The sequence below is a fragment of the Caballeronia sp. J97 genome (genome assembly GCF_905220305.1).
In the GTDB taxonomy this organism is placed as follows: domain Bacteria; phylum Pseudomonadota; class Gammaproteobacteria; order Burkholderiales; family Burkholderiaceae; genus Caballeronia.
Genome location: NZ_CAJMZL010000038.1, coordinates 1 through 26,256, shown reverse-complemented (window position 1 = coordinate 26,256; position 26,256 = coordinate 1). Strand labels below are relative to the sequence as shown.

Below are 26,256 nucleotides of genomic sequence, written 5' to 3'. Positions count from 1 at the left end.
GAATTCTCCACGCGAATGATTAAAATCGTTGTTGCCGGCGCAGAGAATAACGCAACGTTTCGTAACTTAAGAAACGAAAAAATATTGACTGTCTCGAAAAACACACACTCGCATCGGAAGCCCGCCCCGCAAGGTTCTCCGGCAGTCAAAAAGCGAATTTCGAGAGACAGGCCTGTCTTGGAAAAGTTCCGCGCCCAATCCAGCATTTGAATCGGGATTTTCAGCGCCGATATTCGATTACGTTCGATTCGAATAACAAAGTGCTTTCCCGGCGCGTGATTTTTCGGATTCGACGGACAGCCGCGTAAAGCGACGCGAGTTCAATGTCCGGTATCGGTGTCGTCGTGTCGCGCGGCATCGCGCCGGGTGAGCAGCGCGACCGCCATGCCCGCGCCCGCGGCGACGAGCACCGCGCGCCACGGATGCCGCCGCACGGCCGCATTGGCCTGCGAGGCCTTGCGGCCCGCGCCCACCATCGCGAGCGCGGTGACCCGCGTCGCGGTCGATTCGACTTTCGCGACCTTGCGCGACAGCGCGAGCGCCCGCGCCACGGCGGACACCTTCTTGCGCGCCTGCCCGGTCAGGTGCTGCGCGTGCTGCGTGCGCGCGCCGATCGTGCGTCGCGCGCTCGCGGCGAAGGGCGCGTCCGCGCGAGCGCTCGCGGGTGTGACCGGTGCGCTCGTCGATGCCGCGGCGGCCACTGGCGCGGCCGTGCGCGTCGACGCCGCGAGCAGCGAGCCGATTTTCGCCCGGCTGCCCGGCGGCACGCGGCCATTGTTTTGCTGGCCCCACGCGCCACGCGGATCATGCAGCCGCGCGCGCGCCGCCGAAAACTCCGCGCCGAGCAGCAGCACGGCGGCGGAGAAATACAGCCACATCAGCAGCACCGCGAGCGAGCCCGCCGCGCCGAATGCGCTCGCGGTGCCGGCGTGCGTCAGATACACCGCGAACAGCTTCTTGCCCGCGGAAAAGAGCAGCGCGGCGACGAGACCGCCGACGAGCGCGTCGCGCCATTCCACGGGCGCATCGGGCAGGAACTTCAGCAGCGCGCCGAATGCGACCGTGAGAATTGCGAGGCCGGCCGCGAGCTGCACGACATCGCCGACGATCACGAACGGCGAGTTCGCCCATAGCCACATGCCGACCGCCTGAATCGCGGTGTCGAGCACGAGCGAGACGATCAGCAGGAACGCGACGCCGAGCACGAGCCCGAACGAGACGAGCCGCACGCGCACCATCGTCATGATGCTGGAGCGTTGTTCGCCGGTCATCGGCCAGACGAGGTTGAGCGCCGTATTGAGCGATGAAAACGTCGCCGATGCGCCGATCGCCAGCAGCACGAACGAAATGATCGCGGCGATGCCGGTGCCGCCGCTGCGATGCGCATTCTCGACGATGCTCTGCACGCTCGAAGCCGCCTGATCGCCGATGAGTCCGTTCACCTGATGAAAGAGCTGCCCGCGCGCGGCTTCCGGCCCGAAGACCCAGCCCGCGACGGCGATGACCATCACGAGCGTCGGCGCGAGCGAGAACGCCGAGTAAAAGGCGATGCTCGCGGCCATCGCGGCGCAGCGGTCCTCCGAGAACTGCTTGAGCGCGCCGAGCGCCCACGAAGCGTCTTTCTTCACGGCCGCTTCGATCTTCTGGGTGGAGACGGAACTCATGACGACCTCTGGATTGATGAATGGCGCGCGGATTTCCGGCGATGTTCACCCGGTCGAGCACGTTCCATTCCAGAACTTGCATCCTCGGGCGCGCGGTTTGCTGCAGCGACAAAGTTGCGCGCAGCGACGTGCGGCATCGAATGAAGTATTCGTTGCATGCAGCCGGCGCGACTGGCGAATTGGTGCAAACACCGTGTCAACCCGTCTGCGGGATGTAATCGAGCACCATATACTTGAGTTACCCACTTTACGACGCGCCGAGGGCAATCATGCTCCAAATGTCACGGCGACAGTTCCTCAAGGTCTCCGCGAGCACGCTCGCCGGATCGAGCCTGGCGGCAATGGGCTTTTCTCCGGCACCCGCGCTCGCCGAAGTCCGGCAGTACAAACTGTCGCGCACCACGGAAACGCGCAACACCTGCCCGTATTGTTCAGTCGGGTGCGGCATCCTGATGTACGGACTGGGCGACAACGCCAAGAACGCCAAGTCGAGCATCATCCACATCGAAGGCGATCCGGATCATCCGGTCAATCGCGGCACGCTCTGCCCGAAAGGCGCCTCGCTCATCGACTTCATTCATAGCCCGAGCCGGCTGATGTATCCGGAGCATCGCGCGCCGGGGGCGAGCGAGTGGACGCGCATTTCGTGGGAAGAAGCGCTCGATCGCATCGCCGTGCTGTTGAAGGAAGATCGCGATGCGAACTTCGTCGAAAGCACGCCGGACGGCAAAAAGGTGAACCGCTGGCTCACCTCGGGCTTTCTCGCGGCGTCGGCGGGGAGCAACGAGGTCGGCTATCTGACGCACAAGACCGTGCGTAGCTGGGGGATGCTCGCATTCGATAATCAGGCGCGTGTCTGACATGGCCCGACGGTGGCAGGTCTTGCCCCGACGTTTGGCCGTGGAGCGATGACGAACCATTGGGTCGACATCAAGAACACGGACCTGATTCTCGTGATGGGCGGCAACGCAGCCGAGGCGCATCCGTGCGGCTTCAAGTGGGTGACCGAGGCGAAGGCGCATCGGCGCGCGCGTCTCATCGTCGTGGATCCGCGCTTCACGCGCACGGCATCGGTCGCGGATTTCTACGCGCCGATCCGCACCGGCACGGACATCGCGTTCCTGGGCGGCGTGATCAACTATCTGCTCACGAACGACAAGATCCAGCACGAGTACGTGAAGAATTACACGGACATGTCGTTCATCGTGCGCGAGGACTTCGCGTTCAAGGACGGCGTGTTCTCGGGCTACGACGCCGAGCATCGCAAGTACGACAAAACGAGCTGGGATTACGAGCGCGGCGACGACGGCTACGTCAAGACCGACCCGTCACTGGAGCATCCGCGCTGCGTCTATAACCTGCTGAAACAGCATTACGCCGCCTATACGCCGGAAATGGTGTCGAAGGTCTGCGGCACGCCGACCGACAAGTTCCTCAAGGTCTGCGAGATGCTCGCGACGACCGCCGCGCCCAATCGCGCGGGCACGATTCTCTATGCGCTCGGCTGGACGCATCACTCGGTCGGCGCGCAGATGATCCGCACCGGCGCGATGGTGCAGCTTCTGCTCGGCAATATCGGCATCGCGGGCGGCGGCATGAATGCGCTGCGCGGGCACTCGAACATCCAGGGCCTGACGGATCTCGGCCTGATGTCGAACCTGCTGCCCGGCTACATGACCTTGCCGATGGAAGGCGAGCAGAACTACGAGGACTACATCAAGAAGCGCGCGGCGCAGCCGTTGCGGCCGAACCAGTTGAGCTACTGGAAGAACTATCGCGCGTTCTATGTGAGCTTCATGAAGTCGTGGTGGGGCGACAACGCGACGGCCGACAACAACTTCGGCTACGACATGCTGCCGAAGCTCGACAAGTCCTACGACATGCTGCAGGTCTTCGAGTTGATGGCGCAGGGCAAGATGAACGGCTATATCTGCCAGGGCTTCAATCCGCTCGCCGCCGCGCCCAACAAGGCGAAGATCGGGCTGGGACTGTCGAAGCTGAAGTGGCTCGTCATCATGGACCCGCTCGCGACCGAGACCTCGGAGTTCTGGAAGAACCACGGCGAGTTCAACGACGTCGATTCATCGAAGATCCAGACCGAAGTGTTCCGCCTGCCGACGAGTTGCTTCGCGGAAGAGCGCGGCTCGCTCGTGAGTTCGTCGCGCGTGCTGCAGTGGCACTGGCAGGGCACGACGCCGCCGGGCGACGCGAAAAGCGATCTGGAGATCATGTCGGGCTTGTGGCTGCGCATGCGGCGTGCGTATCAGGAGAAGGGCGGCAAGTATCCCGATCCGATCGTGAAGATGACGTGGCCGTATGCCGATCCGCAGAGCCCGACGCCCGAAGAGATCGCGATGGAATACAACGGCCGCGCGCTCGCCGATGTCACCGATCCCGCCGATCAGACCAAAGTGCTGGCCAAACGCGGCGAGCAGCTGGCGAGCTTCGCGCAACTTCGCGACGACGGCTCGACCGCGAGCGGCTGCTGGATCTTCTGCGGATCGTGGACGCAGGCGGGCAACCAGATGGGCCGTCGCGACAACGCCGACCCGACCGGCATCGGGCAGACGCTCGGCTGGGCATGGGCGTGGCCGGCGAATCGCCGGGTGCTGTACAACCGCGCATCGTGCGATGTGAACGGCAAGCCGTTCGATCCGTCGAGAAAGCTCGTCGCGTGGAACGGGCGCGCCTGGGCCGGCCCCGACGTGCCCGACTTCAAGGCCGACGAGCCGCCGGACAAGGGCATGAGCCCGTTCATCATGAACCCGGAGGGCGTCGCGCGTTTCTTCGCGCGTGACGGCATGAACGAAGGGCCGTTCCCCACGCATTACGAGCCGTTCGAAACGCCGCTCGGCTACAACCCGTTCTTCCCGGACAACAAGGCCGTGACGAGCAATCCGGCCGCGCGCGTGTTCGCGGACGACCGGGCCGCGTTCGGCACCGGCGACAAGTTTCCGAACACCGCGACCACGTATCGCCTCACCGAGCATTTCCACTACTGGACGAAGCACGCGCGGCTGAACGCCATCGTGCAGCCGCAGCAGTTCGTGGAAATCGGCGAGGAACATGCGAAGGAAGTCGGCGTCGTCGCGGGGGATCGAGTGAAGGTGTCGAGCAATCGCGGGCATATCGTCGCGGTGGCGCTCGTCACCAAACGCATCAAGCCGTTGACCGTGGAGGGCAAGAAGGTGCACACCGTCGGCCTGCCGCTGCACTGGGGCTTCAAGGGCCTCGCGCAGCCGGGCTATCTCGTCAACACACTCACGCCTTCCGTGGGCGATGGAAACTCGCAGACCCCCGAGTTCAAGTCGTTCCTCGTGAAGGTCGAGAAGGCATAGGGGGACGAGATGGCTCTGCAATCGCTCGATATCAAACGCCTCTCTGCGACGACCACGCCGCAGACGCAGGTGCGCGAGCCGGTGACGGGCACGGTGGCGAAGCTCATCGACGTGTCGAAGTGCATCGGCTGCAAGGCGTGTCAGACGGCGTGCATGGAGTGGAACGATCTGCGCGACGATATCGGTCACACGACCGGCGTCTACGACAACCCGCGCGACCTCACGGAGCATTCGTGGACGGTGATGCGCTTCACCGAATACGAGAATCCGAAAGGCGACCTCGAATGGCTCATCCGCAAGGACGGCTGCATGCATTGCGAGGACCCGGGGTGTCTGAAGGCGTGCCCGTCGCCGGGTGCGATCGTGCAGTACACGAACGGCATCGTCGATTTTCACGAGGAGAACTGCATCGGTTGCGGCTATTGCATCACCGGCTGTCCGTTCAATATTCCGCGGCTCTCGAAGGAAGATCATCGCGTGTACAAGTGCACGCTGTGTTCGGATCGCGTCGCGGTCGGGCAGGAGCCCGCGTGCGTGAAGACGTGTCCGACCGGCGCGATCATGTTCGGCACCAAGGTCGACATGCAACAGCAGGCGGCCGAGCGCATCGAGGATCTTAAGGAGCGCGGCTTCGCGAATGCGGGTCTGTACGATCCGGCGGGCGTGGGCGGCACGCACGTGATGTACGTGCTGCATCACGCGGATCAGCCGGAGCTGTATCACGGACTCGCGAAGGACCCGCACATCAGCCCGCTCGTGTCGATCTGGAAGGGCGTGACCAAGCCGCTCGCGATGGCGGGCATCGTGATCGCGGCCCTTGCGGGCTTCTTCCACTACACGCGCATCGGCCCGAACGAAGTCACCGAGGACGACGAACTGGAAGCGCATCGCGAAGCGGAAGAGGTGCGGCGTCGCCGGGAAGGCGGACAGGAGCGTACAGATGAAACACGATAGCGAACTGCGTGACGTGAAGGGTCATCGTCTGATCGTGCGCTACACGCCGAACGAGCGCACGAATCACTGGATCACGGCGATCACCTTCGTGCTGCTCGCGTTGTCCGGGCTCGCGATGTTCCATCCGTCGATGTCATGGCTCTACGCGATTTTCGGCGGCGGGCAGTGGACGCGCATCCTGCATCCGTTCATCGGCTGCGTGATGTTCGTCTCGTTCATGATCCTCGCGCTGCGCTTCTGGCATCACAACGTTCTGGACAGCAGCGACGTCCAGTGGATGAAGCAGATGAACGATGTGCTCGCCAATCGCGAAGAACGGCTGCCCGAGATCGGCAAGTACAACGCGGGACAGAAGATCCTGTTCTTCGTGATGGTGGCGAGTCTCGTGTTGCTGCTCTTGAGCGGCATCGTGATCTGGCGCAGATACTTCGCGTTCTATTTCCCGGTCACGGTCATTCGCCTCGCGTCGGTCGTGCACGCGGCGACGGCGTTCGTGCTGATCGTGTCGATCATCGTGCATATCTATGCCGCGCTGTGGGTGAAGGGCTCGATCGGCGCGATGACGCGTGGAACCGTCACGTACGGATGGGCGAGGAAGCATCATCCGAGGTGGTTCAGGGAGATTATCGGGAAGTAGAAGTCTGTCGCGACGTTGGGCCAATGCGTGCGGGGTGTGCGGTCCATTTCATATCGAATTTGCTGATATGCTCGGTCGACCGCCCACCCCGCGAGGAAACCTTCCGTGGTCCAACGCATAGTCGAAGCCGCGAGAATCGAATCGCTCGATCCATCGGCCATTCCGCGCTTGCGCATGCCCGAACGCGGCACGGTGTTCGCCGCGCGCGCCGCGCGTCTTCTGCAACTCGCGGACGCGAGCAATCCCATCTCCGGTTACCTGCGCCTGATGGCCGCGCTCGCCGATGCCCAGCAGCGCGTGCTCGCCCAATTCAACGCGACGATGCCCGCGCGCGCATCGATCGAACTGAATCAGCGTCATTCGATGCCGATCGTTCCCGCGCTCACGGACGATCGCGATCCCGCATGGCGCGACGTGTTGTTCATGCTGCTCGACAGCATCGAGGCCGCGGGCGCGCTGACGCCCGCGCTCGCGCAACTCGTCGTCCGCCTGCGCACGCTCGACGCCGCCGCACTCGACGCGCAAGCCGACGCGGTCCTCGCGCTGCGCTTCGCCGAGATCGATCCGGCCGCCGCGCCTTTCATCGCGGCCGCGCTGCAAGTCGTGTGGACCGATCTCGCAAGCCGTATCGACACGAAGGACGTGCCCTATCTCGACACGCCCGGCGTATGTCCCGTATGCGGCTCGGTGCCGGTCGCGAGCATCGTGCGCGTGGGCGGCGCGTACGAAGGCTATCGCTACGCCCAATGCGGACTCTGCGCGACGGAACTTCACGTGGTCCGCGCGAAATGCACGAACTGCGATTCGACCAAGGGCATCGCCTATCACGTGATGGGCGCGGGCGACGAACCCGAGGACGAAAAGGCCGCGAAGGCGAAAAGCGCGCCGCTCAAGGCCGAATCGTGCGATGAATGCGGCACGTACCGCAAGATCGGCTATCAGGAGAAGGCTTACGATTTCGAGCCCTACGCCGACGATCTCGCGAGCCTGACTCTCGACCTGTTGATGGGCGATGCGGGCTATCGGCGCGCGGCGCCTCATCCGTGGCTGTGGCCCGAACAAACGGAAGACGATCGATGAGCGACGTCAAAGGCGGCGATGGCGGCGAACTGCGCGCATTGATGGCTCGTGTGCCGTCGGTCGAGCGCGTGCTGGCATCGGCGGAATTCGATGCGGTGATCGCCGCCTACGGACGCACGCAGACGCTCGCCGCCTTGCGCACGACGCTCGATGCATGGCGCGGCGATGCACAGGCGGGCCGCGCATCCGTCGAAGCGCTGAGCGATGCGCAACTGGCCCATGCGGTGGGCGCGCGGCTCGCGAAGCGCACGCGCAGCAGCGTGCGCAGCGTCTTCAATCTGACGGGCACGGTGCTGCATACCAACCTCGGCCGCGCGCTGTTGCCCGATGAAGCGGTGCGGGCCGTGACCGAGATTCTCACGCGCCCCGCGAATCTCGAATTCGATCTCGATACCGGCGCGCGTGGCGATCGCGACGATCTCATCAACGGCCTGATCTGCGAGCTGACGGGCGCCGAAGCCGCGACCGTCGTGAACAACAACGCGGCGGCCGTGTTGCTGACGCTGTCCGCGCTCGCATCGCGCAAGGAAGTGATCGTGTCGCGCGGCGAACTCGTCGAGATCGGCGGCGCGTTCCGCATTCCCGACATCATGAGCCGCGCGGGCGCGAAGCTGCGCGAAGTCGGCACGACGAATCGCACGCATCTGAAAGACTACGACGAAGCGATCAACGCAAAGACCGCGCTGCTGATGAAGGTGCATTGCAGCAACTATGCGGTGAGCGGCTTCACGAAGGAAGTGACGCTCGCGGAGCTCGCGCCGCTCGCGCGAGCGCGCGGACTGCCGGTCGCGGTGGATCTCGGCAGCGGCACGCTCGTCGATCTCGCGCAATGGGGTTTGCCGCGCGAAGCGACCGTGCGCGAGACGGTCGTGGCTGGCGCGGACCTCGTCACGTTCAGCGGCGACAAGCTGCTGGGCGGCCCGCAAGCGGGGCTGATCGTCGGACGCAAGGATCTCGTCGCGAAGATCAAGAAGCATCCGCTCAAGCGCGCGCTGCGCGTCGGCAAGCTGACGCTCGCGGCGCTCGAAGCGGTGCTGCGTCTCTATCGCGCGCCCGAAACGCTGGCCGAGCGTCTCACGACCTTGCGTCTGCTCACGCGTCCCGCCGACGCGATGCGCCTCGCCGCAGAACGCATCGAGCCCGCGTTGCAGCGCCTGGTCGGCGATGCCTTCACGGTCGCCGCGGAGCCGATGTTCAGCCAGATCGGCAGCGGTGCATTGCCCGTCGACGTGCTGCCGAGCTACGGCCTCGCGGTGCGCGTCGCGAGCGGCAAACGGCCCAGCGGACAACTGAACCGCATCGAGAAGCGGCTGCGCGAATTGCCGCGTCCGGTGATCGGGCGCATCGCGGACGGCGCATTGCGGCTCGATCTGCGCTGCCTCGAAGAAGGCGATGAAGCCGCGTTCATCGCGCAACTGGACGCACGCGAATGATCGTTGGCACGGCGGGGCATATCGATCATGGCAAGACCACGCTCGTGCGCGCGCTCTCGGGTGTGGACACCGACCGGCTCAAGGAAGAGAAGGCGCGCGGCATCTCGATCGAGCTCGGCTTCGCCTACGTGCCTTTGCACGACGGCGGCGTGCTCGGCTTCATCGACGTGCCCGGTCACGAGAAGCTCGTGCACACGATGGCGGCGGGCGCGTGCGGCATCGACTTCGCGTTGCTCGTGATCGCCGCCGACGACGGCGTGATGCCGCAAACGCGCGAACATCTCGCGATCCTCGAACTGCTCGGCGTGACGCGCGGTGCGGTCGCCGTGACGAAGTGCGATCGCGTGGAAGCGGCGCGCGTGCACGATGTCCGCGCGCAAATCGAAGCGCTGCTCGCGCAAGGCCCATTGCGCGATGCGCCGCTTTTCGACACCGATGCGACGAAAGACGGCGACGCGGGTGTCGTCGCGCTGAAAGCGCATCTCGACGATGCCGCCGCTCACTGGCGCACGCGCCGCGACGACGGCTTCTTCCGGCTCGCCGTCGATCGCGTGTTCACGCTGACGGGGCAGGGCACGATCGCGACGGGCACGGTGTTCGCCGGCCGCGTGAACATCGGCGACACGCTCGCGCTCGCGCCGCGCGACTCGCGCGGCGAGCCCGTGCGCGTGCGCGGCATCCACGCGCAGAATCGCGCGGCGCAGACGGGTCGGGCGGGCGAGCGCTGCGCGCTCAATCTCGCGGGCATCGACAAGGACGCGCTCGCGCGCGGCGACTGGATCGTGGATGCGCGGCTCACACGCGCATCCGCGCGCCTCGACGTCGAATTGACGATATTGCAGGACGCGCCACTCACGCTCACGCATTGGGCGCCGTTACATGTGCATCTCGGCACGACGCATCGCGTCGCGCATGTCGCGCTGCTCGAAGCCGACACGCTCGCGCCGGGACACACGGCGCGCGTGCAACTCGTTTTCGAGGCTCCGGTGTGCGCGCTGCCCGGCGACCGCTTCATCGTGCGCAATGCGCAGGCGAGCAGAACGGTCGGCGGCGGACGCGTGCTCGATCCGTTCGCGCCCGAGCGCAAGCGCCGCACGCCGCAGCGCCGCGCATGGCTCGACGCCCTTGGCGCGATGCTCGACACCGGCCGCGCCGATGCGCTTGTCGCGCAGGCGCCGCATGGCTTGCCGCGCGCGCTGATCGAGCATCTGTGCGGCATGACGGCGGCGTCGGTCGGATTGCCGGACGATCTGCGCACGGTCGCGTTGCACGACGATGCCTTGCTGATCGCGGCATCGCACTGGCATGCATTGAACGCGCGCCTGCTCGACGCGCTCGCCGCTTTTCACGCGCGCTTCCCCGACGAGCAAGGCCCCGACGCCGCGCGTCTGCGCCGCATGGCCGCGCCGCTCGCGCCGGATGCGCTGTGGCGCGCGCTCGTCGATGACGCGGTGGCGAGCGGGTCGATCGCGAAGAGCGGGCCGTGGCTGCATCTGCCGTCGCACGCGGTGACGCTCGACGAGAAGGAAGAGACGCTCGCGTGCGCGGTGCTCGCGGCGCTCGAACAGGGGCGCTTCGATCCGCCCTGGGTGCGCGATCTCGCGAGCGCGCACGGCATCGGCGAGGACGAGATGCGCAGGCTTCTCAAGAAACTCGCGCGGCGCGGCGACGTGTTCCAGGTCGTGCGCGATCTGTTCTATTGCCGTGCGTCGATCGGCGCGCTGGCGCGGCTCGTCGCGCAGCAGGCGCAAACGCAGGGCGGCGCGATCGGCGCGGCCGCGTTCCGCGATGCCAGTGCGCTGGGCCGCAAGCGCGCGATACAGATTTTGGAGTTCTTCGACCGGGTTGGGTACACTCGATTCCACCGCGACCTGCATCTGGTGCGCGCCGATAGCCGCTGGCACGAGTCCGTCTGACGATTGCACCGTTCGCGCCTTCGTCTGTCGATCACGATGGAGCATTCCTACTTCAAACTGCTGCACCTCTTGTCGGGCCACCCCGAGTGGGCGCTCGCGGTCGTGCTGCTCGCGTCGTTTCTCGAATCGGTCGCGTTCATCGGCACTTTCGTACCGGGCAGCACGGCGATGTTCATCGCGGGCGCGCTGGTCGGCGCCGGCGCGCTGAATCTTGGCTGGGTATTCGTCTGTGCGATCGCGGGCGCCATCGCCGGCGACGCCGCGAGCTTCTGGTTCGGGCAGCACTATGCGGACAGGATCGCGCAGATGTGGCCGTTTCGCGCGCATCCGGGCGCGCTCGTCGCCGGCAAGAAGTATTTCGATGCCCACGGCGCGAAGAGCGTCGTGCTCGCGCGCTTCGTCGCGCCGATGCGCGCGGTCGTGCCGGTCGTCGCGGGCGTGACGGGCATGACGCCCACGCGTTTTCTCGTCGTCAACATTCTGAGCGCGCTGGTCTGGGCGCCCACGCATATTCTGCCGGGCGTCGTGTTCGGCGCGTCGATCGAGCTGGCGGGCGCGGTGTCGGTCCGGCTCGTCGTGATCCTGATTCTCATCGCGGCGCTCGCCTGGATCGTGTTCAATCTCGCGCGCGTGATCGTTTCGCACGCGATGCGCTGGACCATCGCCTCGCGCGACGCGTTGCTCGCCTGGGCGCAGAAGGGTGGCGGCCTGCCTGCGCGGCTCGTGTCGCGCGCGCTCGATCCGGGCAATCCGGCGACCGGCCTCATCGTGATGATCTCGGTGCTGCTGCTCGCCTCGGCGATCCTTTTTTTCTCGGTGCTCGCGAACGTTGCGCGCGGCGCGTCGATCGTGCAGGTCGACGTGTCGATCTACCGGCTGCTGCAATCGTTCCAGTCGACCTGGGCCGATTCGATCCTCGACGCCGCCGCGACGCTCGGCAGCACGCAGACGCTGCTCGCGCTCGGCGCGATGGTCATCGTCTGGATGAGCTTCGAGCGGCGCTGGCGCACGGTCACGTACTGGGTCGTCGCCGTCGTGTTTTCGCAGTTGCTCGTCGCGGCGATCCGCTTCAGCGCGCGCGAGCCGATGCTCGTGTCCTTCGCGCCGATCGAGCATCGCTTCCCGAACAGCGACGTCGCGGCGACCGTCGTGATCTACGGCTTTCTCGCGTTCCTGCTGCTGCGGCGCGTGGGCCTTCTGACCGGCGTGTTCGTCGCGACGGCGACCTCGGCCATCGTCACGGCGGTCGGGCTCGCGGGGCTGTACTTCGGGCGCTTCACCATTTCCGATGCGCTCGGCAGCGCGGCGCTCGCGGCCGTCTGGGTCTTCCTGATCGCGCTCACGGCCGTGTGGCGCAATCCGGCCAAGCCGAAACCGCGGCCGCTGATGCCGGTCGCGGTGCTGGCCGTGATCTGCGCGAGCGTCGCGCTGCAATTGAGCGACGAAACGGAAGCGCACAGCGCGGTGCCGTCGACCATCGTCATCACGCCGATTCAATGGACCGATTCGGTGTGGCGCACGTTCTCGTGTTATCGCTCGACCATGGAAGGCGATCGCCGCGAGCCGATCACCGTGCAATGGGCGGCGACGCCCGAGCAGATTCGCGCGCAGCTGATATCGCGCGGCTGGACGGAGGTGTCGCACGTGAGCACCAAAAGCGTGATGTCGGTGGTGCTGCCGAATGCGCCGGCGATGGCGCTGCCCGCGCTGCCGCGCCTGAACAACGGCGAGCCGTCGAAGCTCGCGTTCGCGCGTTCGATACGCGGCGCCGACGAGCGCGACGTGCTGCGCTTCTGGCCGACGCACTACGCGGTGCGGCACGGCGCGGGCGCGCCGCCTGCGCCGATCTGGCTCGGGTCGGTCGTGCACGAGCGCCTGCGGCGTCCGTCGTGGCCGTTCAACGTGCTGCGGCCGGACCGCCGCGTCGACCCGATGGCCTTCGATCACGGCGAGGGCACGCCGTGGCGCGGCATCGAAATTGCGAATAGCGCAGGGTGTGGAAGCGTGCCGGTGATGCTCGTCGAGTCGAGGTCCGAATGATGTTTCTATCGATGCGTCGTAGCTTGCGATCGCGAGGTGCGGATTGATCCAGATTCCGCCATCGGCGGTCGTCCAATGGGGCGGCGCGGCGGTGTTCGCAAACGTTCTGCTCACGCGTCTTGGCGTGCCCCTGCCGTCCGCGCCGTTGCTCGTATTCGCGGGCTCGGCCGTGGCGAGCGGGCAATTGTCCTTCGCGCAGGTGCTGTTCGCGGCGCTGTGCGGGGCGCTGCTCGGCGACAGCGTATGGTTCTCGGCGGGGCGCATCTACGGGCGGCGGCTCGTCGCGGCCTTGTCGCGCCGATCGTATGCGGTCGATAGCGGCATGCGCACGACAGGCGAACTGTTCGAGCGGCATGGCCCGCCGATCGTCGCCGTATCGAAGTTCGTGCCGGGGCTCGGCCTCGTGACGCCGCCGCTGATGGGCACGACGCAGATCGCCGCGCTTGCGTTCTTCCTGTGGGATGCGGCGGGGATCGTTGCGTGGGCGTCGTTCTGGCTTCTGGGCGGGGCGCTGTTCGATCGGCAGTTGCATGTCGCGGTGCTCGCGCTCGAATCGCATGGCGCGACCACGGTGGATGTGCTCGTGGCGGCGGCGCTGCTTTATTGCGCCTACCGCCTGATGCGGCGGCGACAGCCGCGCTCCCGCGATGGCAGCGGGTGAAGAAGCGTCGCTATAATCGGACGCCCGGCCGGATTCTGGCCGGCGCTGCTTCTCGCGGTTCCCGGAAGGAAGGCATTCGTATCCGGTGGTGCGGCCGGGCTTCAAACCCGGTAGAGGGTGTCAGACACTCTCTGGTCGGTTCGACTCCGGCTGCCTTCCGCCAAGTGGCGCGCGCGGGATGACTCAGACCTGGGTGTGGAGTTACTCAATGAATGTCGTTTACGACAGGAATTGGTTGTACTCGTCGAGTATCGTGGTCCAAAATCGGACTGTTACCGCGAGTCTCGATGTAGACGTACCCGCTCCTGCCGTGGAGTTACTCTGATCGGTTACGACACCAATTTATTGTACTGACTAGCGTTTTGGTTTTTTAGTAGAAATAGGGTCTCGATGAACTTGGTTCCTTCGGGTCTTCCTATCTGCGCTTCGGTGAGCCTTCAATTCTTTGAATCGTTTAGCTAAAAAAGCGCTTTCCTTGTAGTCAAACTTAATGTGAGCCGTATCTCGTACACGAGCGGCTACTTTCTCAAACGAAATACTGTCCAGATGCTTGAGCGCCTCGTAAGATTTCTGAAATTCAGCAAATTTTTGCTGTTGCTTAGTTATACTGATATCCCGCAGAATTTTCTTGCGGGACGCGACCAGCTTCGCCACTTGCAACGGTGCAATCATGCGCAAATAACTTAACGAGATTCCAAGTCTATCCGCCGCTTCCATCTGGGTGGTGACAACGCCTGACTCTATTAATTTATCGAGTTCAGTTTTGGCGAAGGTCTTCCACCGGTTGTTCCTTTTCATTCGAGTCTTCCCTGAGCGGTTGACTCCACGGTTTGGCGGTAGCTCGGTTTTTCCTAAAATCTTCCAGCTTCCATACAGTACGTCCAAAATGCTGCAGCCACAGCAATATGCAATCAGAGCGAGCCGCGAGAGAGGCGGGGACGTCCGCCCTCTCATCCAGGAATAAAGCACGTCGCTGCCGACTCCAAGATGGCGACCGAATTCTGCGCCGTTTCCGTTAAACAGTGATTCGCAGGCGTTGCGAAGAAAAGCTGGAACTGAAGGCGCCTCGTTGAGCCACGTCGGTCGCATCCAACTGACATTCATTAGGTCGACAACGAGCCATGCAGTTTGGACTTCGTGCGGATGTGCTTCATCAGCAACGTCTGCAGCGAGACTCGCGCCATCGAGCGCTGAAACTCCGGGAAGCCAAGCGGTACTCGATCTATGCGGCGCTAGCGGTACTGGCTTCAATACCGACCTGTGCACGGGACAGGCGGTAACACACTTGATTGCCCACAGTAATCGATTGTATTTCTGCCGGCCAGCCTTTTCGTCGTCTGCATAGCAACGCGGGCAATAGCGTTCGACGGTCGCAATAAGACCATGATTCGATACTACAGAGCGAAGGGGTAACAGAGTCGCTAGATGGAGGTCGGTACGCAGTGTCAATCTGCTTAGCGCACTTGACCATTTCGCCGATAGTTCACCGACTCCACATACTGCCAGGGCATAATACTTTTTGGCCGGGATGACACCAATTAAGGGTCCGACCGCATGGTTCGCCAGCGCCCAGGGATGAACACCATGTCGACCGCAGATGCGACGGAAATAGCTTAGAAGATCCTCGAACGAATCGCCGGTGGATCCTTCCCGCGGCAAAGCGAACAATACAGAGCGCGGGGGTGCCTCTTCAGGCCAGCCTCCCGGACGTGAACCCAACTTCGGCCTCGACGTCATCCAGTTACCTTGTGCGTAGCGCTTTGGCACGCTCCGCCTCTAGCTTCAACTGGGCCCGGACCTGATCTTCCGTAGCATATTCGTGCAGCGCCTCTCCCTGTAGAAATGGCAGAATGGTCGACTCGCCGGAAACGGTCTCTCTAGCAATCGCTAGTTGAGCCTTTATAGATGGCATTGACCGACGGATGTATTCGTCCTTCCATTCGGTTTCACCGTCCGCGATGCAAGGCTTTGTAGCTTCCTTAAGGATATCGAAGGTTTGCCCAAGGAGACCGAAAGTACCTTGAAAGAGATAACCCACGCAGTTCTTCACGTCGACCTTGCACCGTACCGGAAGAGCCTCAGCAAACGACTTCACGGCGATGCAATACGCTTCGAAATCTTTCCTATTGTCATAGTACCTCGGGTAATGCACCACTTTGATACGCCTTGCAAGCTGACCGCTTGCAAGGACAAGCTTCTCACATCCATACGCTCCCAGCAAAAGAAGATTGAATCCTGCCCGATTGGATAGCGATTTCAATAAGTTTCCGTACTGCTTTGGGTCCGTGATACTATTCGTAAGATGGAGTACTTCGTCGAGTATCAGATACTCGACTTGACGTGCCCAAAGCGCGCGTTCGAACAACAATCGGCTGTTGCGGACTTGGTCCAGGGGCTCTGTTGATTCGTTGATGATCCTGATCCCGTCCAAGTGGCTCGGTGAAAGCAAGTCATGACACAAGCGCGAGTAGAACAAAACGAAATTCACTTCGCCTCTGTCCGGTGCGTCCACCTCACTCATAACGGCAGGAATGACGCTCGGATCTTCCTGTATCTGAATAGCAAACGAGTCTAGCAGTTGTCGAAGCACCATTCTGCCGATAGTCGTCTTCCCCACACCCGGTGGACCGACTAGCAGGATGATCGTCAGTCCCGCACCTGGTTTCAGATTGTCGGCGATGGTGGTTGTGATGTCGGTCTGATTGCGGTGGGGAATCCGCAGCCCTTCCAAGTACTTTTCTTTATCTTTAGGGCTGCCGGCAATCGCCTGTTCTCGAGTAATGCTCATGTGGCACTCCTACGACGGCTATAATGGACGTTGAGTCGGTAGCGAATCATAGTCTACATCGAAGCGACGCAGCAGCGAATCGTTCAACACGAGCTTCTCGGCGGTCTTTTGAGCTTGGCGTGCCGATGAATTGGCACCGCTATCACTTGGAGACTCGGTCTCTGGCGATCGCGAATCGGGATCATCGCGATCCGATGTTTCGCTAGCGCTCAGGCGATCGGCGATTGCTCCCAACCCGTAGGCGCCATAAATCCGGCTCGTTGCAGCCGTGGCATCAGCGACAGCCGGGAGATCATGGTCGGAAAGCACCTCATCGAGCAGTTGGGGAAAGCACTCTTCGGGAGCTTTGCGAAGACGCCAGCGAACTTCATACAGCGCATAGCGAAGCTCGATTGCGGTCAGGCGACGATACCGAGCGAGAAGCTTCGAAACGCATTTGACCCAATGGTTGCCCACACGGGCGTATGCAATACTCACATCCCACATGTCGATACGTACTTCGACCTCTTTCTCCCTAAACCGCCGACCCGCGAATTCGTCGGCCCAATAGTGAAGTCGATCAATCAAAATACCTCTTTGAGGATCAACTTCCCGGACACCGCCGCGTGACGCGGGTACGCAAGTCTCGATCATGAATTGCTCGTTATAAGGCCGAATTCTGCGCAACCGCCGCCCCGTCTCGATAAACCGTTTGTTCATGTATTCTTCGGGCGTATGATCGTGAGCTGGATGACGACGTTCTCTGTTGTACTCCACGAAGAAGAAGTGCTCCAGTCGACCATGCAATTCGACGAAACTCAGATGGTCGGCAAAAAGAGGATTTACTTGCCTTGTGATCATTCGCACGTTATGCATCGCTGCAGTATTGCCGACAAGATCCCGGATGAACACTGTATTGGTTGTACCAAATAGTCGCTCGCAAACCGAGCCAAATCGAGATTCGTGCGCGGGGCGATATTCCAGCGTGATGTCGTTTAGATCGCATAATTGGTCAAATGCTCGAGCATGAAACTCTTTACCGTTGTCAACGACGATATATTCCGGTACGCGCTTGTGAATCGCGACCATGGCCCTGATAGCCATCATGCAGCTTGTAGTGCTTGGGGTGTGAGCGGACAAATAAAATGCGAGGACTGCTCGCGTCGTTGCATCCATGACTATTGTTATCCACGGACGAATTTTATAAGTACGTCCACCCCACCCGCGGATCCGGATTATAATGTCGAGTTGCGTGTGATCAATATGCACTCGCTGGAACGGGCGCCCGCCGTGTATTTTGTCTTCGCGATGCAGGTACCAGATTTGAGGCTCGGCGTTATTTGCGCAGCGCGCACCTTTACGTGCGAGGATGTCATGAAACTCGGCAAAGCGGCGGTAGAACGTATTTCTTGAACAAGGTTTCAGTCCCTTTTCACGGCATAGCTTTTTGAATGAGGAAAATGAACTGCTCCCCGGCGGGTTTCGGGGAGTGTTGTCGCGCTTTGCCTGTTCTTTGATTAATTGGAGCAGTTCGTCGGCAATCTGTTGCCCCCTGCCGCCGGGCCGCTTGGAGATCAGAGCGTGGACTTGCATGGGCTCGGAGTCGCCAGCCTCGCGGAGTTTTTGTTTCCATCGCTGTATGGTCCGCAAGTCGCAAGACAGGGGCACGTTCTGTCCACTCGCCAGTGCTTTCAGTAACCGAAATTTATTATGAGCATCTCGAATTCTCTTGTCGCTGACGTACTCACACTGTGCCAAAAGTTCATCAATAGTTTTCGGTGTGGAAAGGAGTTGGATGTCGTTGTTAAGTAACAAGGTTTCAAACTGGTTCTCCGACAGATCTTCAAAAACCACGGAGGAGGCGTCGTGGAATAGAACCTTCCCGGCCGGGATTGCCGCCACGGTGTAGACTTCCGGGTGACCGCGGAACGTAAACTTGCTGCCGACGTCGACATTGAATATGAAGTCTTCGGTCGCAGCATGAGGTGGAGGGCGGAGCCAAACAACTCTCTCGAGTTGTTCACGACTTGCGCAGACAATCACTTCGTGAGCGTCGGATAAGTCTTCGTAATCAAGATCGACCCACAAACGCCGCTCCACGATCGCCTGCAAGACATCATCGACAAGAAATCTGCCTTTCGGCGTTGGCATGACCTGGTCGTCGTTCCACGGCGTTTCGTCGTCGAAGGCCTTCTCGTTAAGAGCGGCGAGACTGATCGCTCCAACCTTGTCGACTATTCTCTTGATAGCGTTCCACGCATCATCGGTGAGTGGCGAACCGGCGACGAAATAGTCCCTTAGGAAATCAAGGTTGGATGTAAAGATTGGATTGTGCTCTGCGCTTGAGCGGAGACGAAACGTAATGCCCATTTCGGAAAAAAACTTTTCACGTTCGGGACAATGCCACTTCCCATCACTTTCGCTTTTATAAAATCTCGACGGATATTTCGCTGCCAACGTTAAAAGCTTTTCTTCGTTTTTCCATTCTTCAACAGATGGGCCTGCGGCTTCCAACCGCAGAATGTCGGGGGTGTACCGTACGTCGGTTGTGTACTCCGTCTCTTTCCCTTCCTTTGACTTCCTCTTGATTGTTGTTGAAATGGCAACGTCCATTGGCTGACAATAGAACTCTCGAGTGACACAATCGAGGTCGTATCGAATTACTGCTGGAAACTCGACGCTCCTGCTTTCAGTTGCGACACGTCGGGCCATCTTATGGGAGGTGTAGTGGCTTACCACGTTACGTGCTCGACCCTGAACTTTGCGCGTTGGGGCGCGCAGTCGAGACTGCATAATGTACTTTCGGCCCTTTTCGGGGGTTCCCCACTTTTCTATTTCCTCGAGGAATTCTTCGTCGGTGTACGGTCTCCCGGGGCCACGAGGAACGTCCTCGGACCAGAGCATCTCATTGTGCGGCCACGTGGAAAGTGGGTGCAGAGAGATGGGTAACTGAACGCTCATTGACATTCTCCCTTCAGCGTTAGCTGAAACGTACGTGCGTAGATATCGATATCCAATTGCTTGGACGTGTCCGCTTTCGCAGTACGCAATTGCATAGTTTCATGGGGATCTTCCAAAGAACATCGGATAATGAAATCCTTTCAAGCGCCTGGCGCGAACAGCACCTACACAAGGTTATGGGCCTACGCAACACGCCGAAGCGGGTGAGAGGTCTCACTTCGCGGGCCGAAAGGTTCGTCCGGAACTCTCCTCGTCATGGCCGGTGGTCTCGGCGGTTACTATCGACTACCGGGTGTCATCCGTTTGAGCCGTCTCCAGTCATCAGACTGCGCGTCCATGGGCGCAAGCGCGAGCGCACGCATCTGTTCGTTGTTCGCGTCAGGCAGCGGGCATCTGAAGCCCGCGAGTCGAGTCTGCGGTAGGCACGCCTCGAAAGCATTCAGCCGCCGCGCCCAAGTGACGGGATGCCGGAGGGCCTTGGGGTGCGCAGTTCGCGCCGCAAATAGAGACGTGACGGGAGCCGGCGGCGGCGCTCCCTTCTTTTCGTGGCGAGAGTGCGAGGACTGTCGAACGGGGGAGCTCAATGGTAGTGACGCCGGCGCACTCATGCCAATCATTCGAAGCCCGAAAGGAAGTAGCACCGCACTTTCAGTCTAGGTCACGCCGCAGTTGTCGTCTGGAAAACTCGCAGGCGCTGTCCGGGTGCACGAGAGTTGAGCGTTGGAGCGGGAGTACGAACGGCGACCTGACTCGTCGGGGGGCGGTTGGTTTCGGCGGATAAAGCGCAGCCGAACTGCTCGGGCAGGGAGCGCGAACTGGTCACGCGTACCGTGTGAGTCCCGAAAGCCACCGATGTTGAAAGGCGTCCGGCTCGCACAGAATGAGTGGGACCATACACTAATAGTGCGGAGGCCAGCTTTTCGCGAATGGCAGACACATGGTCTGCAGGCTGACCAACAGGCCGGATTGCTTGGGTCCCGGAAGGCTCGGTCAGTATCTGAGCACAGCACAGCGCTTGCCCGCGATGCCTTGGTTTTGATGTCGAACGTCGACTCGTTCCCGAACGACTTCATCTCTATTTTGGCGGCGGTACGCCGCTCGAGGCTGCGGTGACGCATGCGGCTTCACGGTGGGCGGCGAGGATTTTGTTGAGCCTGCTTTTCAGGTTGACGGTCTGGCCGCTGCGACCGCGTAAGTGACTTCAACTCCTCGTCAGGAGGTTTGATAAGAGACTTGTTCGGTGAGACGTGCGACCGGGTGCAGCGGGCTCGGCCGAAAGTCTAAACCCCACGTACACGCTTCTCTATTCCATAAGCTGCGTCCGCTTTCTTTTTGGCACGCTTCTCATCCGCGAAGGTTAGCGGAACCTTCAGTAACTTGAGTCTCTTCGCCACCTTTCTCCTGGATGGATACGTGCCGCTGCCCGATAGAGCACGATATGATTTTCCATACGCCTCGTCCTTCGCGTCGCGCCTCTCCTGGGCTATCCGCTGTCTGTACAGTCGACCAGCGATAACTAGGGCTTTGTTTTGCTCCGGGAAGTTTTCTCGCAAGAATTTTGGCGCCAGTTTCAGGTGGCGTGCTGCATCTTGAGCACACGCATCGGGATTCCGCTTCATGAACGTCAAGAGCGAGGCAAGCAGTTCGCATCGAGGCGTCTTATGCCCAGATATCCGGGCAAGGGCAAACAAGCCTCGAGATGAATTGTAGCCTCGACGTAGCGTCAGACTCACTTTTCTCCCTAAGATGACGTCTGTCATCGTGCATTCAAATGCATAAGCAATGCGAGCCAATCCTGCGAGGCTAGGTACAATGCCGTCGCGCACCCAACCGTGCACTTGAGACTTGGACAGTCCGAGGTGGTGCGCAAGAGCCGCGCGATTCCCGTTAAATAGGGAATCTGTCGCGTGCATCAAAAAGACCGATATCAACGATATCTTCTTCCGCGCGGTCATTCGGGTTATTTCCTCGACTAATTCAGACACCAACGCAGCGACGGCTACCTCATAGCTTGATGCTTTTGTGCTGGTGAACCGTGCCAGACTGCTGCCGTCAATTCTTGAAATGCCCGGAATCGTGAACGGTAGGGGCCGGTGGCCCTTTGCTTTGGGCTCGAAAATCAGTCGGCATTCGTGTTTTGGACATGCAGTAACGCAACGAATTGTCCACAGGAGCCGGTCATACTTTTCTCGCCCGGCCCGTTCGTCCTCAGCGTAGCAGGCCGGGCAAAACCGGTTCTCATACTCGACGAGTCGGTACAAGGAAACGAGGTTCCTGAGGGGTAGTAAGGTCAACAGCTGGAGGTCGGACCGAGAGGTAAGCTGGTTCAAAAAATCAATCCAGCGTGCGGCTTTTCCGCTCAGTCCGCACAACTCAAGGCGATAGCATTCGTCAGCCATGAAATCTGCCGAAACCTGAGAGCCTGTGCCCATTAATGGAACGATCCTATGATAGGCGAGAGAGCGTGGCAGTAGAGCATGCGCATTCGATGTTCGTCTAAAGAAACTTACGATGCTTTCTCGTGTTGCTCCATCAAAGCCGTATGGCGTGATCCCAAAAAAGTTCGAGCGCGGCGGAAGTTCGGTCGGCCAGCTTCCTGGCCTTACTGGGGGGAGGGCAGCTTGTCCCACTGCTGAGTTCTCTTCACCGAGGAATGTCTGAGTCGTGAGATGCTAGGCGTTCCATGGCTTGCACTCACAGGCTCTCGGTGTTCCTGGCTGCCCTTTCTGCCGCGCGGGATATGAAACGATGGAATGCGCGCACAGCCTGCGGGTCCGCTAACCCGACATGAGGGTCGAGTAGGAACGTGATGTGGAGGAGATGCGCTGGATATCTGGCGTCTGCGTGGTCGAGCATCAGAATTGGCACTTCCGAGTTCGCGGCGGCGTCGATTGCTAGCAAAATGCGATGCGGCAGTGTCGGACAAGAACTGGCATGCGGCAGAACTGAACCAACGACGCGCGATGAAAGGACAGCTGGCAAATGGCGAAGACATCGATCGAGCCCGATCGTATATGTCCACCATGTATTAAGCATCAGGAAAAGGTCGGTGAAGTCTGCGGCGATCTCTGTGAGTGCCGCGATGCTTTCAAACAGACGATGCCCCGGTGCGTTGAGGACCGGCGTGCCGCCTTCCTTGAACCGCACAGCGTTGGGGTGTAGCACGCCGTCAAAATTGAGAAAAAGGACCATCATCGACATCCGCTTGCGCTGAGGCGAGAGCGCTCTTGACATCTGAAAGGGGTTGAGAATCTTTAAGTCGCGAGCTTCGCATTGGCACCGATTGCATTGCAGTTCAGCAAGTGTTCCGACCCGGGCTTGTAGGAGCTCTGTCGGATAAAGCGCGCCTTCGAACGCGGGGGCCTAGGTTTATTGCGACACAAGCTCGTTTCACAATCGTCAGAGCGTCGTCGCCTGAAGCGGGGTCAAAGAAGGTTAAAATCTCCCGTAAGGTCGCCGGAGTTTGGTGGGACTGATGGTCAATGAATGGACTGTCCCAAGATGTTCGTAGGGGTAGAACGACGAGCAGCTTTTCTCGAAGACTCCGCCCCATATTTCCGTGAAGGGCGCTCAGACGCGGTAAACTGTTGCGCTGCCAGTAGGTACGCCGACGGGTGAAGGCAAACGCCAGGAGAGAGAATTCACGGCGTGTCGATAACCGACCGCGACTAGGTCCGGATTGGCGACTACGGAGAACACTTGGTGCGTCTTTGAGTCAAGGGCTACGCCGTGAAGGGACGTAGCGGGTACGTGTACCGCGCGGTACGAGTCTGGAAACGTAAGGGCATTCGGTTGTTGAGAGAAAAAGCGGCCCTCGAGCTCGAGATCGAAAATTTGGGGCACCGTGGTGTGCGGAACTACGTCGCTGATTTAAGTGACCTCTTCGTTACCGGAACCTTTCTATCTGAAATGTGTGCGTGTGTTTTCACATGCGAATGATATCACGTGCAGCTTTGATTGCAAGCTTAATTTGTGAAATCGAACGAAAACATCGATGCGCTTTGGTCCGGACTCGCCTCTCGTGCGACGAAGGTCGCGTTGATGCGCCAAGACATCAGCTATGCGCAGCTTGCCCAGGCACTCGAAACGATGGGGATTGCCGAATCCGCGCGGTCGATCGAGGGCAAGATTCAGCGAGGAACGTTTCGCTTCAGTTTCTTTCTGCAGGCGGCAGTCGCTGCGAACACCGATATTCCTCTCGGCTGGTCGGATGCGCTGAAGATTTCTGAATCTTGGGACGGTCGGGCAGCAGCGGTGTTTGAGGCGGAGTTGGCTCAGCAGCCGTGGATTACCTGGAGTCGGCTGTCAGTTCGACTGCAAGAGATCGGTGTCGTCATGGGATCTGGCGTGCTCGAACCCCAGATCCGCAATGGAAGCTTCCCTGCGTCGTTGTTCTTTCAATGCGCAACGGTGTGCAGGTTTGAGAGCGTCTACCGTTTCGTCGATCCATCGTCGCTACGGCACGCGGCTCTCCTGGGGGCTGAGCAGGCCCCGCTGTAGGCGACGCAGAGCTTGCGCTTTCCCACATCTTATCTAATATATACGTGTGAAAACACACGCGATCTACGCCGCAAATAAGAGCAGAGAGTGTAGTCGGGGCAGAATCGAGCCTAGGCGAAGCAAGGGCGGGCTTGGAAGTTGAAAGTCCCCGTCGTGCGCTGTTTGCTGTCACATTCCCCCAATAGGCGGACTTGACGGATTCCGCGTCGTGCGCGTCGTTAGTTGTTGACAGATTCTGCGCTTCAACTGCGTTTCAGCTATGACCGAACCCAAAGACAGGACAAAGTCTGTTGTCGACACACGGCACTTCCTCGAAACGCTGGTTACGATGGACGAAGGCGTGATGTGGGACCTCGTGCGAACGCTGGCGTTGATGCTCCTTCGACACTATCCCCAAAACGACGACATCACGAAGTCAGCGATTGCACTGCCATCGGTGTGGTCAATGCCGTCCGCCAACGAAGAAGCCGCTTCTGGATCAGCTCGGAAGCTTGCTCCAACGTCGCTCGACCGTTTTTCGCGAGCCCCATATTCAGCTGAGCAAAAGTCGAACAATGGCGGTCCGAGCTTGGGGATATTTGTGCGCAGGGTTGAACGCTGATGAAGCACCTGAAATAGTGTCCTTGGAAAACAGAAGAATGCGCTGCCGGCCAGGCAGTTGACGCGTTTGGGGCCGAGATGGAACCGAAGGTAGTAGCAGCGGTGCTCAGCGGAACAGAGTGGTTGACCGACGAGTTGGTCGGTAAGCGTCACAATCGGGACGTAGAGAACCGGCATGCGGTAACCGGCCGCAGGAGGAAGGAAAGCAGGGTCTTTGCCATCGAGCGAGCCGGTCGGACGCGCACCTAGGCAATCCGGTCCCCGAGGTCGCGGAGACCTTGAAAATCTTCAGCGCCTGCATCTCGTTTGGATCGCCTTCTGGTTCGAGTACACGAACAGCATGGTCAAGGGCAAGCGCCCCGGTGGCTTGCGGGCGACGACCCGCTCGGCCGTCGTCACAGAAGCTAAGCGCATGTGATCGGAGCGGTGAATGGATAGATCCGGACGTGGGCCAAGGCAGCTTATGCCGACGGCGTGATGCCTACGTCGACGGTGCGAGCCTCGCCCGCCTGTGAGAAAAGCGAGCATTGATATGACCGAACTCTCTGAAGAGCAGTTTTTTGCGAGCGGCAGACGGCTAGCGCGGCTGGTGGATCGACAACGGGCATTGATTGCCGCCCTGAAGGACTTGTCCGGTCCTGAACGCATCATGGCGCTCGCTGGCGAAGTCTTCGAGTCTCCGGCGATCGCCGACCGATTCTTGAGATCAGCGCACCCGCTTCTGAGCGGCAGCACGCCACTCGAGGCCGCAATGACGGCGGCAGGCGCAAAACGAGTTGAACGCATTCTGTGGAGCGCGCTCTTCGGAGTGTGTGTCTGATCCCGGAGCATTGAGCGCACGTATAGCACATCGTCAGCGTCGAAGACGTGCGGCCGCGGTCAGGTCGAAGGGTGACCAGTATGACGCTTAAGGCAAAGGAAGAGTGCAGTGCGTATTCAGATCGCCTCAGACCTGCATCTCGAAGTGGTTCATCAGCGCTTTCCCGCCGTCACGTTGGTCACGCCGACTGATGCCGATGTGCTCGTGCTCGCCGGCGACATCGCGAACGGCACGGACGCGGTCGAATACTTCGCGAAATGGCCGACGCCGGTCGTCTATGTGCACGGCAACCATGAAGCTTATAGGAACAAATACGACGAGTTGGCCGACCGCATTCGAACGCGCGCGACGGGGACCGCGGTTCGCTACCTTGAGCGAACGGCTTTCATGCTGGGCAACGTGAGATTCCTGGGCTGTTGCTTGTGGACGGACTACGCACTCAACGGCGCGCGTGATCAGAGTATGCGGGTGGCCCGCCGTCGATTACATGACCACCGTGTCATCATGAACCGCGACGGAGAAAGGTTTCAGCCGGAACACGCGCTCGAGGAGCACGAGAAGGCCGTGAGTTGGCTGCGAGAGCAACTCGCGACACCGTTTGAGGGGAAAACGGTTGTGGTGACGCATCACGGCGTGTCGCCATCGTCTGTTCATCCGCGGTACGGTGCCGACCCGGCGAACGCGGCGTTCGTGAGCGATCTAGGCCCGTTGCTCAGAGCAGCCCATGTGTGGATCCACGGTCACGTGCACGATTCTTTCGACTACCGGGTCGGTGAAGCGCGGGTGATCGCAAATCCACGCGGCTATGCGCTTAATCGGCTGGCCGCACGGACACCGGCTGACCTCCAATGGGAGAACCCTGCATATGATTCGGCGTTGGTAATC

Annotated in this window: 18 protein-coding genes, 1 tRNA gene and 2 pseudogenes; 13 read left to right on the top strand and 8 right to left on the bottom strand. The window is 60.8% G+C overall.

The features are described from left to right. Window positions 1-320: 320 nt before the first annotated feature. Window positions 321-1,664 carry a YihY/virulence factor BrkB family protein gene (locus U4Y90_RS31545; RefSeq protein ID WP_321800600.1) on the bottom strand — a complete coding sequence of 448 codons (1,344 nt, stop codon included), beginning with the start codon at window positions 1,662-1,664 and terminating at the stop codon, window positions 321-323. A 269-nt stretch (window positions 1,665-1,933) separates the two neighbouring features. Between U4Y90_RS31545 and fdnG the strand changes: the two genes are divergently transcribed. The 9 genes from fdnG to U4Y90_RS31500 all read left to right on the top strand — a co-directional run bounded on the left by fdnG (window position 1,934) and on the right by U4Y90_RS31500 (window position 13,886). Beyond that, window positions 1,934-5,002 carry a formate dehydrogenase-N subunit alpha gene (gene fdnG, locus U4Y90_RS31540; RefSeq protein WP_321800599.1) on the top strand — a complete coding sequence of 1,023 codons (3,069 nt, stop codon included), beginning with the start codon at window positions 1,934-1,936 and terminating at the stop codon, window positions 5,000-5,002. Window positions 5,003-5,011: 9 nt separating this feature from the next. Next, window positions 5,012-5,956 carry a formate dehydrogenase subunit beta gene (gene fdxH / locus U4Y90_RS31535; RefSeq protein ID WP_321800597.1) on the top strand — a complete coding sequence of 315 codons (945 nt, stop codon included), beginning with the start codon at window positions 5,012-5,014 and terminating at the stop codon, window positions 5,954-5,956. Further along, a complete protein-coding gene (locus U4Y90_RS31530) occupies window positions 5,943-6,593 on the top strand; it encodes a formate dehydrogenase subunit gamma (protein WP_321800596.1) in 651 nt (216 codons plus the stop codon). Before fdxH ends, U4Y90_RS31530 begins: the two co-directional genes overlap by 14 nt. 105 nt (window positions 6,594-6,698) lie before the next feature. Then, window positions 6,699-7,673, top strand: coding sequence for a formate dehydrogenase accessory protein FdhE (fdhE, locus tag U4Y90_RS31525; protein ID WP_321800594.1), 975 nt, complete (start codon window positions 6,699-6,701; stop codon window positions 7,671-7,673). Next, a complete protein-coding gene (selA, locus tag U4Y90_RS31520; RefSeq protein WP_321800593.1) occupies window positions 7,670-9,106 on the top strand; it encodes an L-seryl-tRNA(Sec) selenium transferase in 1,437 nt (478 codons plus the stop codon). Before fdhE ends, selA begins: the two co-directional genes overlap by 4 nt. Beyond that, on the top strand, window positions 9,103-11,022 hold the full coding sequence (gene selB / locus U4Y90_RS31515; RefSeq protein ID WP_321800591.1) for a selenocysteine-specific translation elongation factor: 1,920 nt from the start codon (window positions 9,103-9,105) through the stop codon (window positions 11,020-11,022). The genes selA and selB overlap by 4 nt, the downstream gene beginning before the upstream one ends. Window positions 11,023-11,058: 36 nt before the next feature. Further along, window positions 11,059-13,062: a VTT domain-containing protein gene (locus U4Y90_RS31510; RefSeq protein WP_415749435.1), complete on the top strand. Its 2,004-nt coding sequence runs from the start codon at window positions 11,059-11,061 to the stop codon at window positions 13,060-13,062. A gap of 43 nt (window positions 13,063-13,105) precedes the next feature. Then, complete coding sequence (locus U4Y90_RS31505; protein ID WP_321800588.1) at window positions 13,106-13,723, top strand: DedA family protein; 618 nt, start codon at window positions 13,106-13,108, stop codon at window positions 13,721-13,723. 67 nt (window positions 13,724-13,790) lie between these two features. After that, a tRNA-Sec gene (locus U4Y90_RS31500) sits at window positions 13,791-13,886 on the top strand. 191 nt (window positions 13,887-14,077) lie between these two features. On the opposite strand, the gene U4Y90_RS31495 is transcribed toward U4Y90_RS31500, so the two are convergent. The 6 genes and pseudogenes from U4Y90_RS31495 to U4Y90_RS31475 all read right to left on the bottom strand — a co-directional run bounded on the left by U4Y90_RS31495 (window position 14,078) and on the right by U4Y90_RS31475 (window position 22,652). After that, complete coding sequence (locus U4Y90_RS31495; RefSeq protein ID WP_321800586.1) at window positions 14,078-14,521, bottom strand: hypothetical protein; 444 nt, start codon at window positions 14,519-14,521, stop codon at window positions 14,078-14,080. A gap of 465 nt (window positions 14,522-14,986) precedes the next feature. Continuing rightward, window positions 14,987-15,460, bottom strand: a pseudogene (locus U4Y90_RS36210) (TniQ family protein); the annotation flags it as partial. A 4-nt stretch (window positions 15,461-15,464) separates the two neighbouring features. After that, window positions 15,465-16,511, bottom strand: coding sequence for an ATP-binding protein (locus U4Y90_RS31490; protein WP_321800584.1), 1,047 nt, complete (start codon window positions 16,509-16,511; stop codon window positions 15,465-15,467). 18 nt (window positions 16,512-16,529) lie between these two features. Then, window positions 16,530-19,103, bottom strand: a complete 2,574-nt coding sequence (locus tag U4Y90_RS31485) for a DDE-type integrase/transposase/recombinase (protein WP_321800583.1) — start codon at window positions 19,101-19,103, stop codon at window positions 16,530-16,532. Window positions 19,104-20,731: 1,628 nt separating this feature from the next. Next, window positions 20,732-22,081 (bottom strand): TniQ family protein, encoded by a 1,350-nt coding sequence (locus tag U4Y90_RS31480; RefSeq protein ID WP_321800581.1) that lies wholly within the window; start codon window positions 22,079-22,081, stop codon window positions 20,732-20,734. 64 nt (window positions 22,082-22,145) lie between these two features. Continuing rightward, window positions 22,146-22,652, bottom strand: coding sequence for an HAD domain-containing protein (locus U4Y90_RS31475; RefSeq protein WP_321800579.1), 507 nt, complete (start codon window positions 22,650-22,652; stop codon window positions 22,146-22,148). Between the two features lie 771 nt (window positions 22,653-23,423). Here U4Y90_RS31475 and U4Y90_RS31470 point away from each other — a divergent pair. Together U4Y90_RS31470 and U4Y90_RS31465 are read left to right on the top strand one after the other, a co-directional pair. Then, the gene (locus tag U4Y90_RS31470) at window positions 23,424-23,951 is read left to right on the top strand and encodes a DUF6471 domain-containing protein (protein WP_321800577.1); all 528 of its coding nucleotides are present in this window, start codon (window positions 23,424-23,426) and stop codon (window positions 23,949-23,951) included. Between the two features lie 259 nt (window positions 23,952-24,210). After that, window positions 24,211-24,312, top strand: a pseudogene (locus tag U4Y90_RS31465) (hypothetical protein); the annotation flags it as partial. Window positions 24,313-24,338: 26 nt separating this feature from the next. Here U4Y90_RS31465 and U4Y90_RS31460 read toward each other — a convergent pair. Then, window positions 24,339-24,728 carry a hypothetical protein gene (locus U4Y90_RS31460; protein WP_321800652.1) on the bottom strand — a complete coding sequence of 130 codons (390 nt, stop codon included), beginning with the start codon at window positions 24,726-24,728 and terminating at the stop codon, window positions 24,339-24,341. Between the two features lie 355 nt (window positions 24,729-25,083). On the opposite strand from U4Y90_RS31460, the gene U4Y90_RS31455 reads away from it, so the two are divergent. Both U4Y90_RS31455 and U4Y90_RS31450 read left to right on the top strand, forming a co-directional pair. Then, a complete protein-coding gene (locus U4Y90_RS31455; protein ID WP_321800576.1) occupies window positions 25,084-25,371 on the top strand; it encodes an MbcA/ParS/Xre antitoxin family protein in 288 nt (95 codons plus the stop codon). Window positions 25,372-25,479: 108 nt separating this feature from the next. Beyond that, window positions 25,480-26,256, top strand: a 777-nt coding sequence (locus tag U4Y90_RS31450) for a metallophosphoesterase (protein ID WP_321800575.1), incomplete at its 3' end; no start/stop codon positions are given.

Bases quoted from the DNA above. Each gene is read 5' to 3' on its own strand.
- U4Y90_RS31545 (WP_321800600.1), bottom strand. From the start codon at position 1,664: ATGAGTTCCGTCTCCACCCAGAAGATCGAAGCGGCCGTGAAGAAAGAC.
- fdxH (WP_321800597.1), top strand. From the start codon at position 5,012: ATGGCTCTGCAATCGCTCGATATCAAACGCCTCTCTGCGACGACCACG.
- U4Y90_RS31530 (WP_321800596.1), top strand. From the start codon at position 5,943: ATGAAACACGATAGCGAACTGCGTGACGTGAAGGGTCATCGTCTGATC.
- selA (WP_321800593.1), top strand. From the start codon at position 7,670: ATGAGCGACGTCAAAGGCGGCGATGGCGGCGAACTGCGCGCATTGATG.
- selB (WP_321800591.1), top strand. From the start codon at position 9,103: ATGATCGTTGGCACGGCGGGGCATATCGATCATGGCAAGACCACGCTC.
- U4Y90_RS31510 (WP_415749435.1), top strand. From the start codon at position 11,059: ATGGAGCATTCCTACTTCAAACTGCTGCACCTCTTGTCGGGCCACCCC.
- U4Y90_RS31495 (WP_321800586.1), bottom strand. From the start codon at position 14,521: ATGAAAAGGAACAACCGGTGGAAGACCTTCGCCAAAACTGAACTCGAT.
- U4Y90_RS31490 (WP_321800584.1), bottom strand. From the start codon at position 16,511: ATGAGCATTACTCGAGAACAGGCGATTGCCGGCAGCCCTAAAGATAAA.
- U4Y90_RS31485 (WP_321800583.1), bottom strand. From the start codon at position 19,103: ATGGACGTTGCCATTTCAACAACAATCAAGAGGAAGTCAAAGGAAGGG.
- U4Y90_RS31475 (WP_321800579.1), bottom strand. From the start codon at position 22,652: ATGTCGATGATGGTCCTTTTTCTCAATTTTGACGGCGTGCTACACCCC.
- U4Y90_RS31460 (WP_321800652.1), bottom strand. From the start codon at position 24,728: ATGCCGGTTCTCTACGTCCCGATTGTGACGCTTACCGACCAACTCGTC.
- U4Y90_RS31455 (WP_321800576.1), top strand. From the start codon at position 25,084: ATGACCGAACTCTCTGAAGAGCAGTTTTTTGCGAGCGGCAGACGGCTA.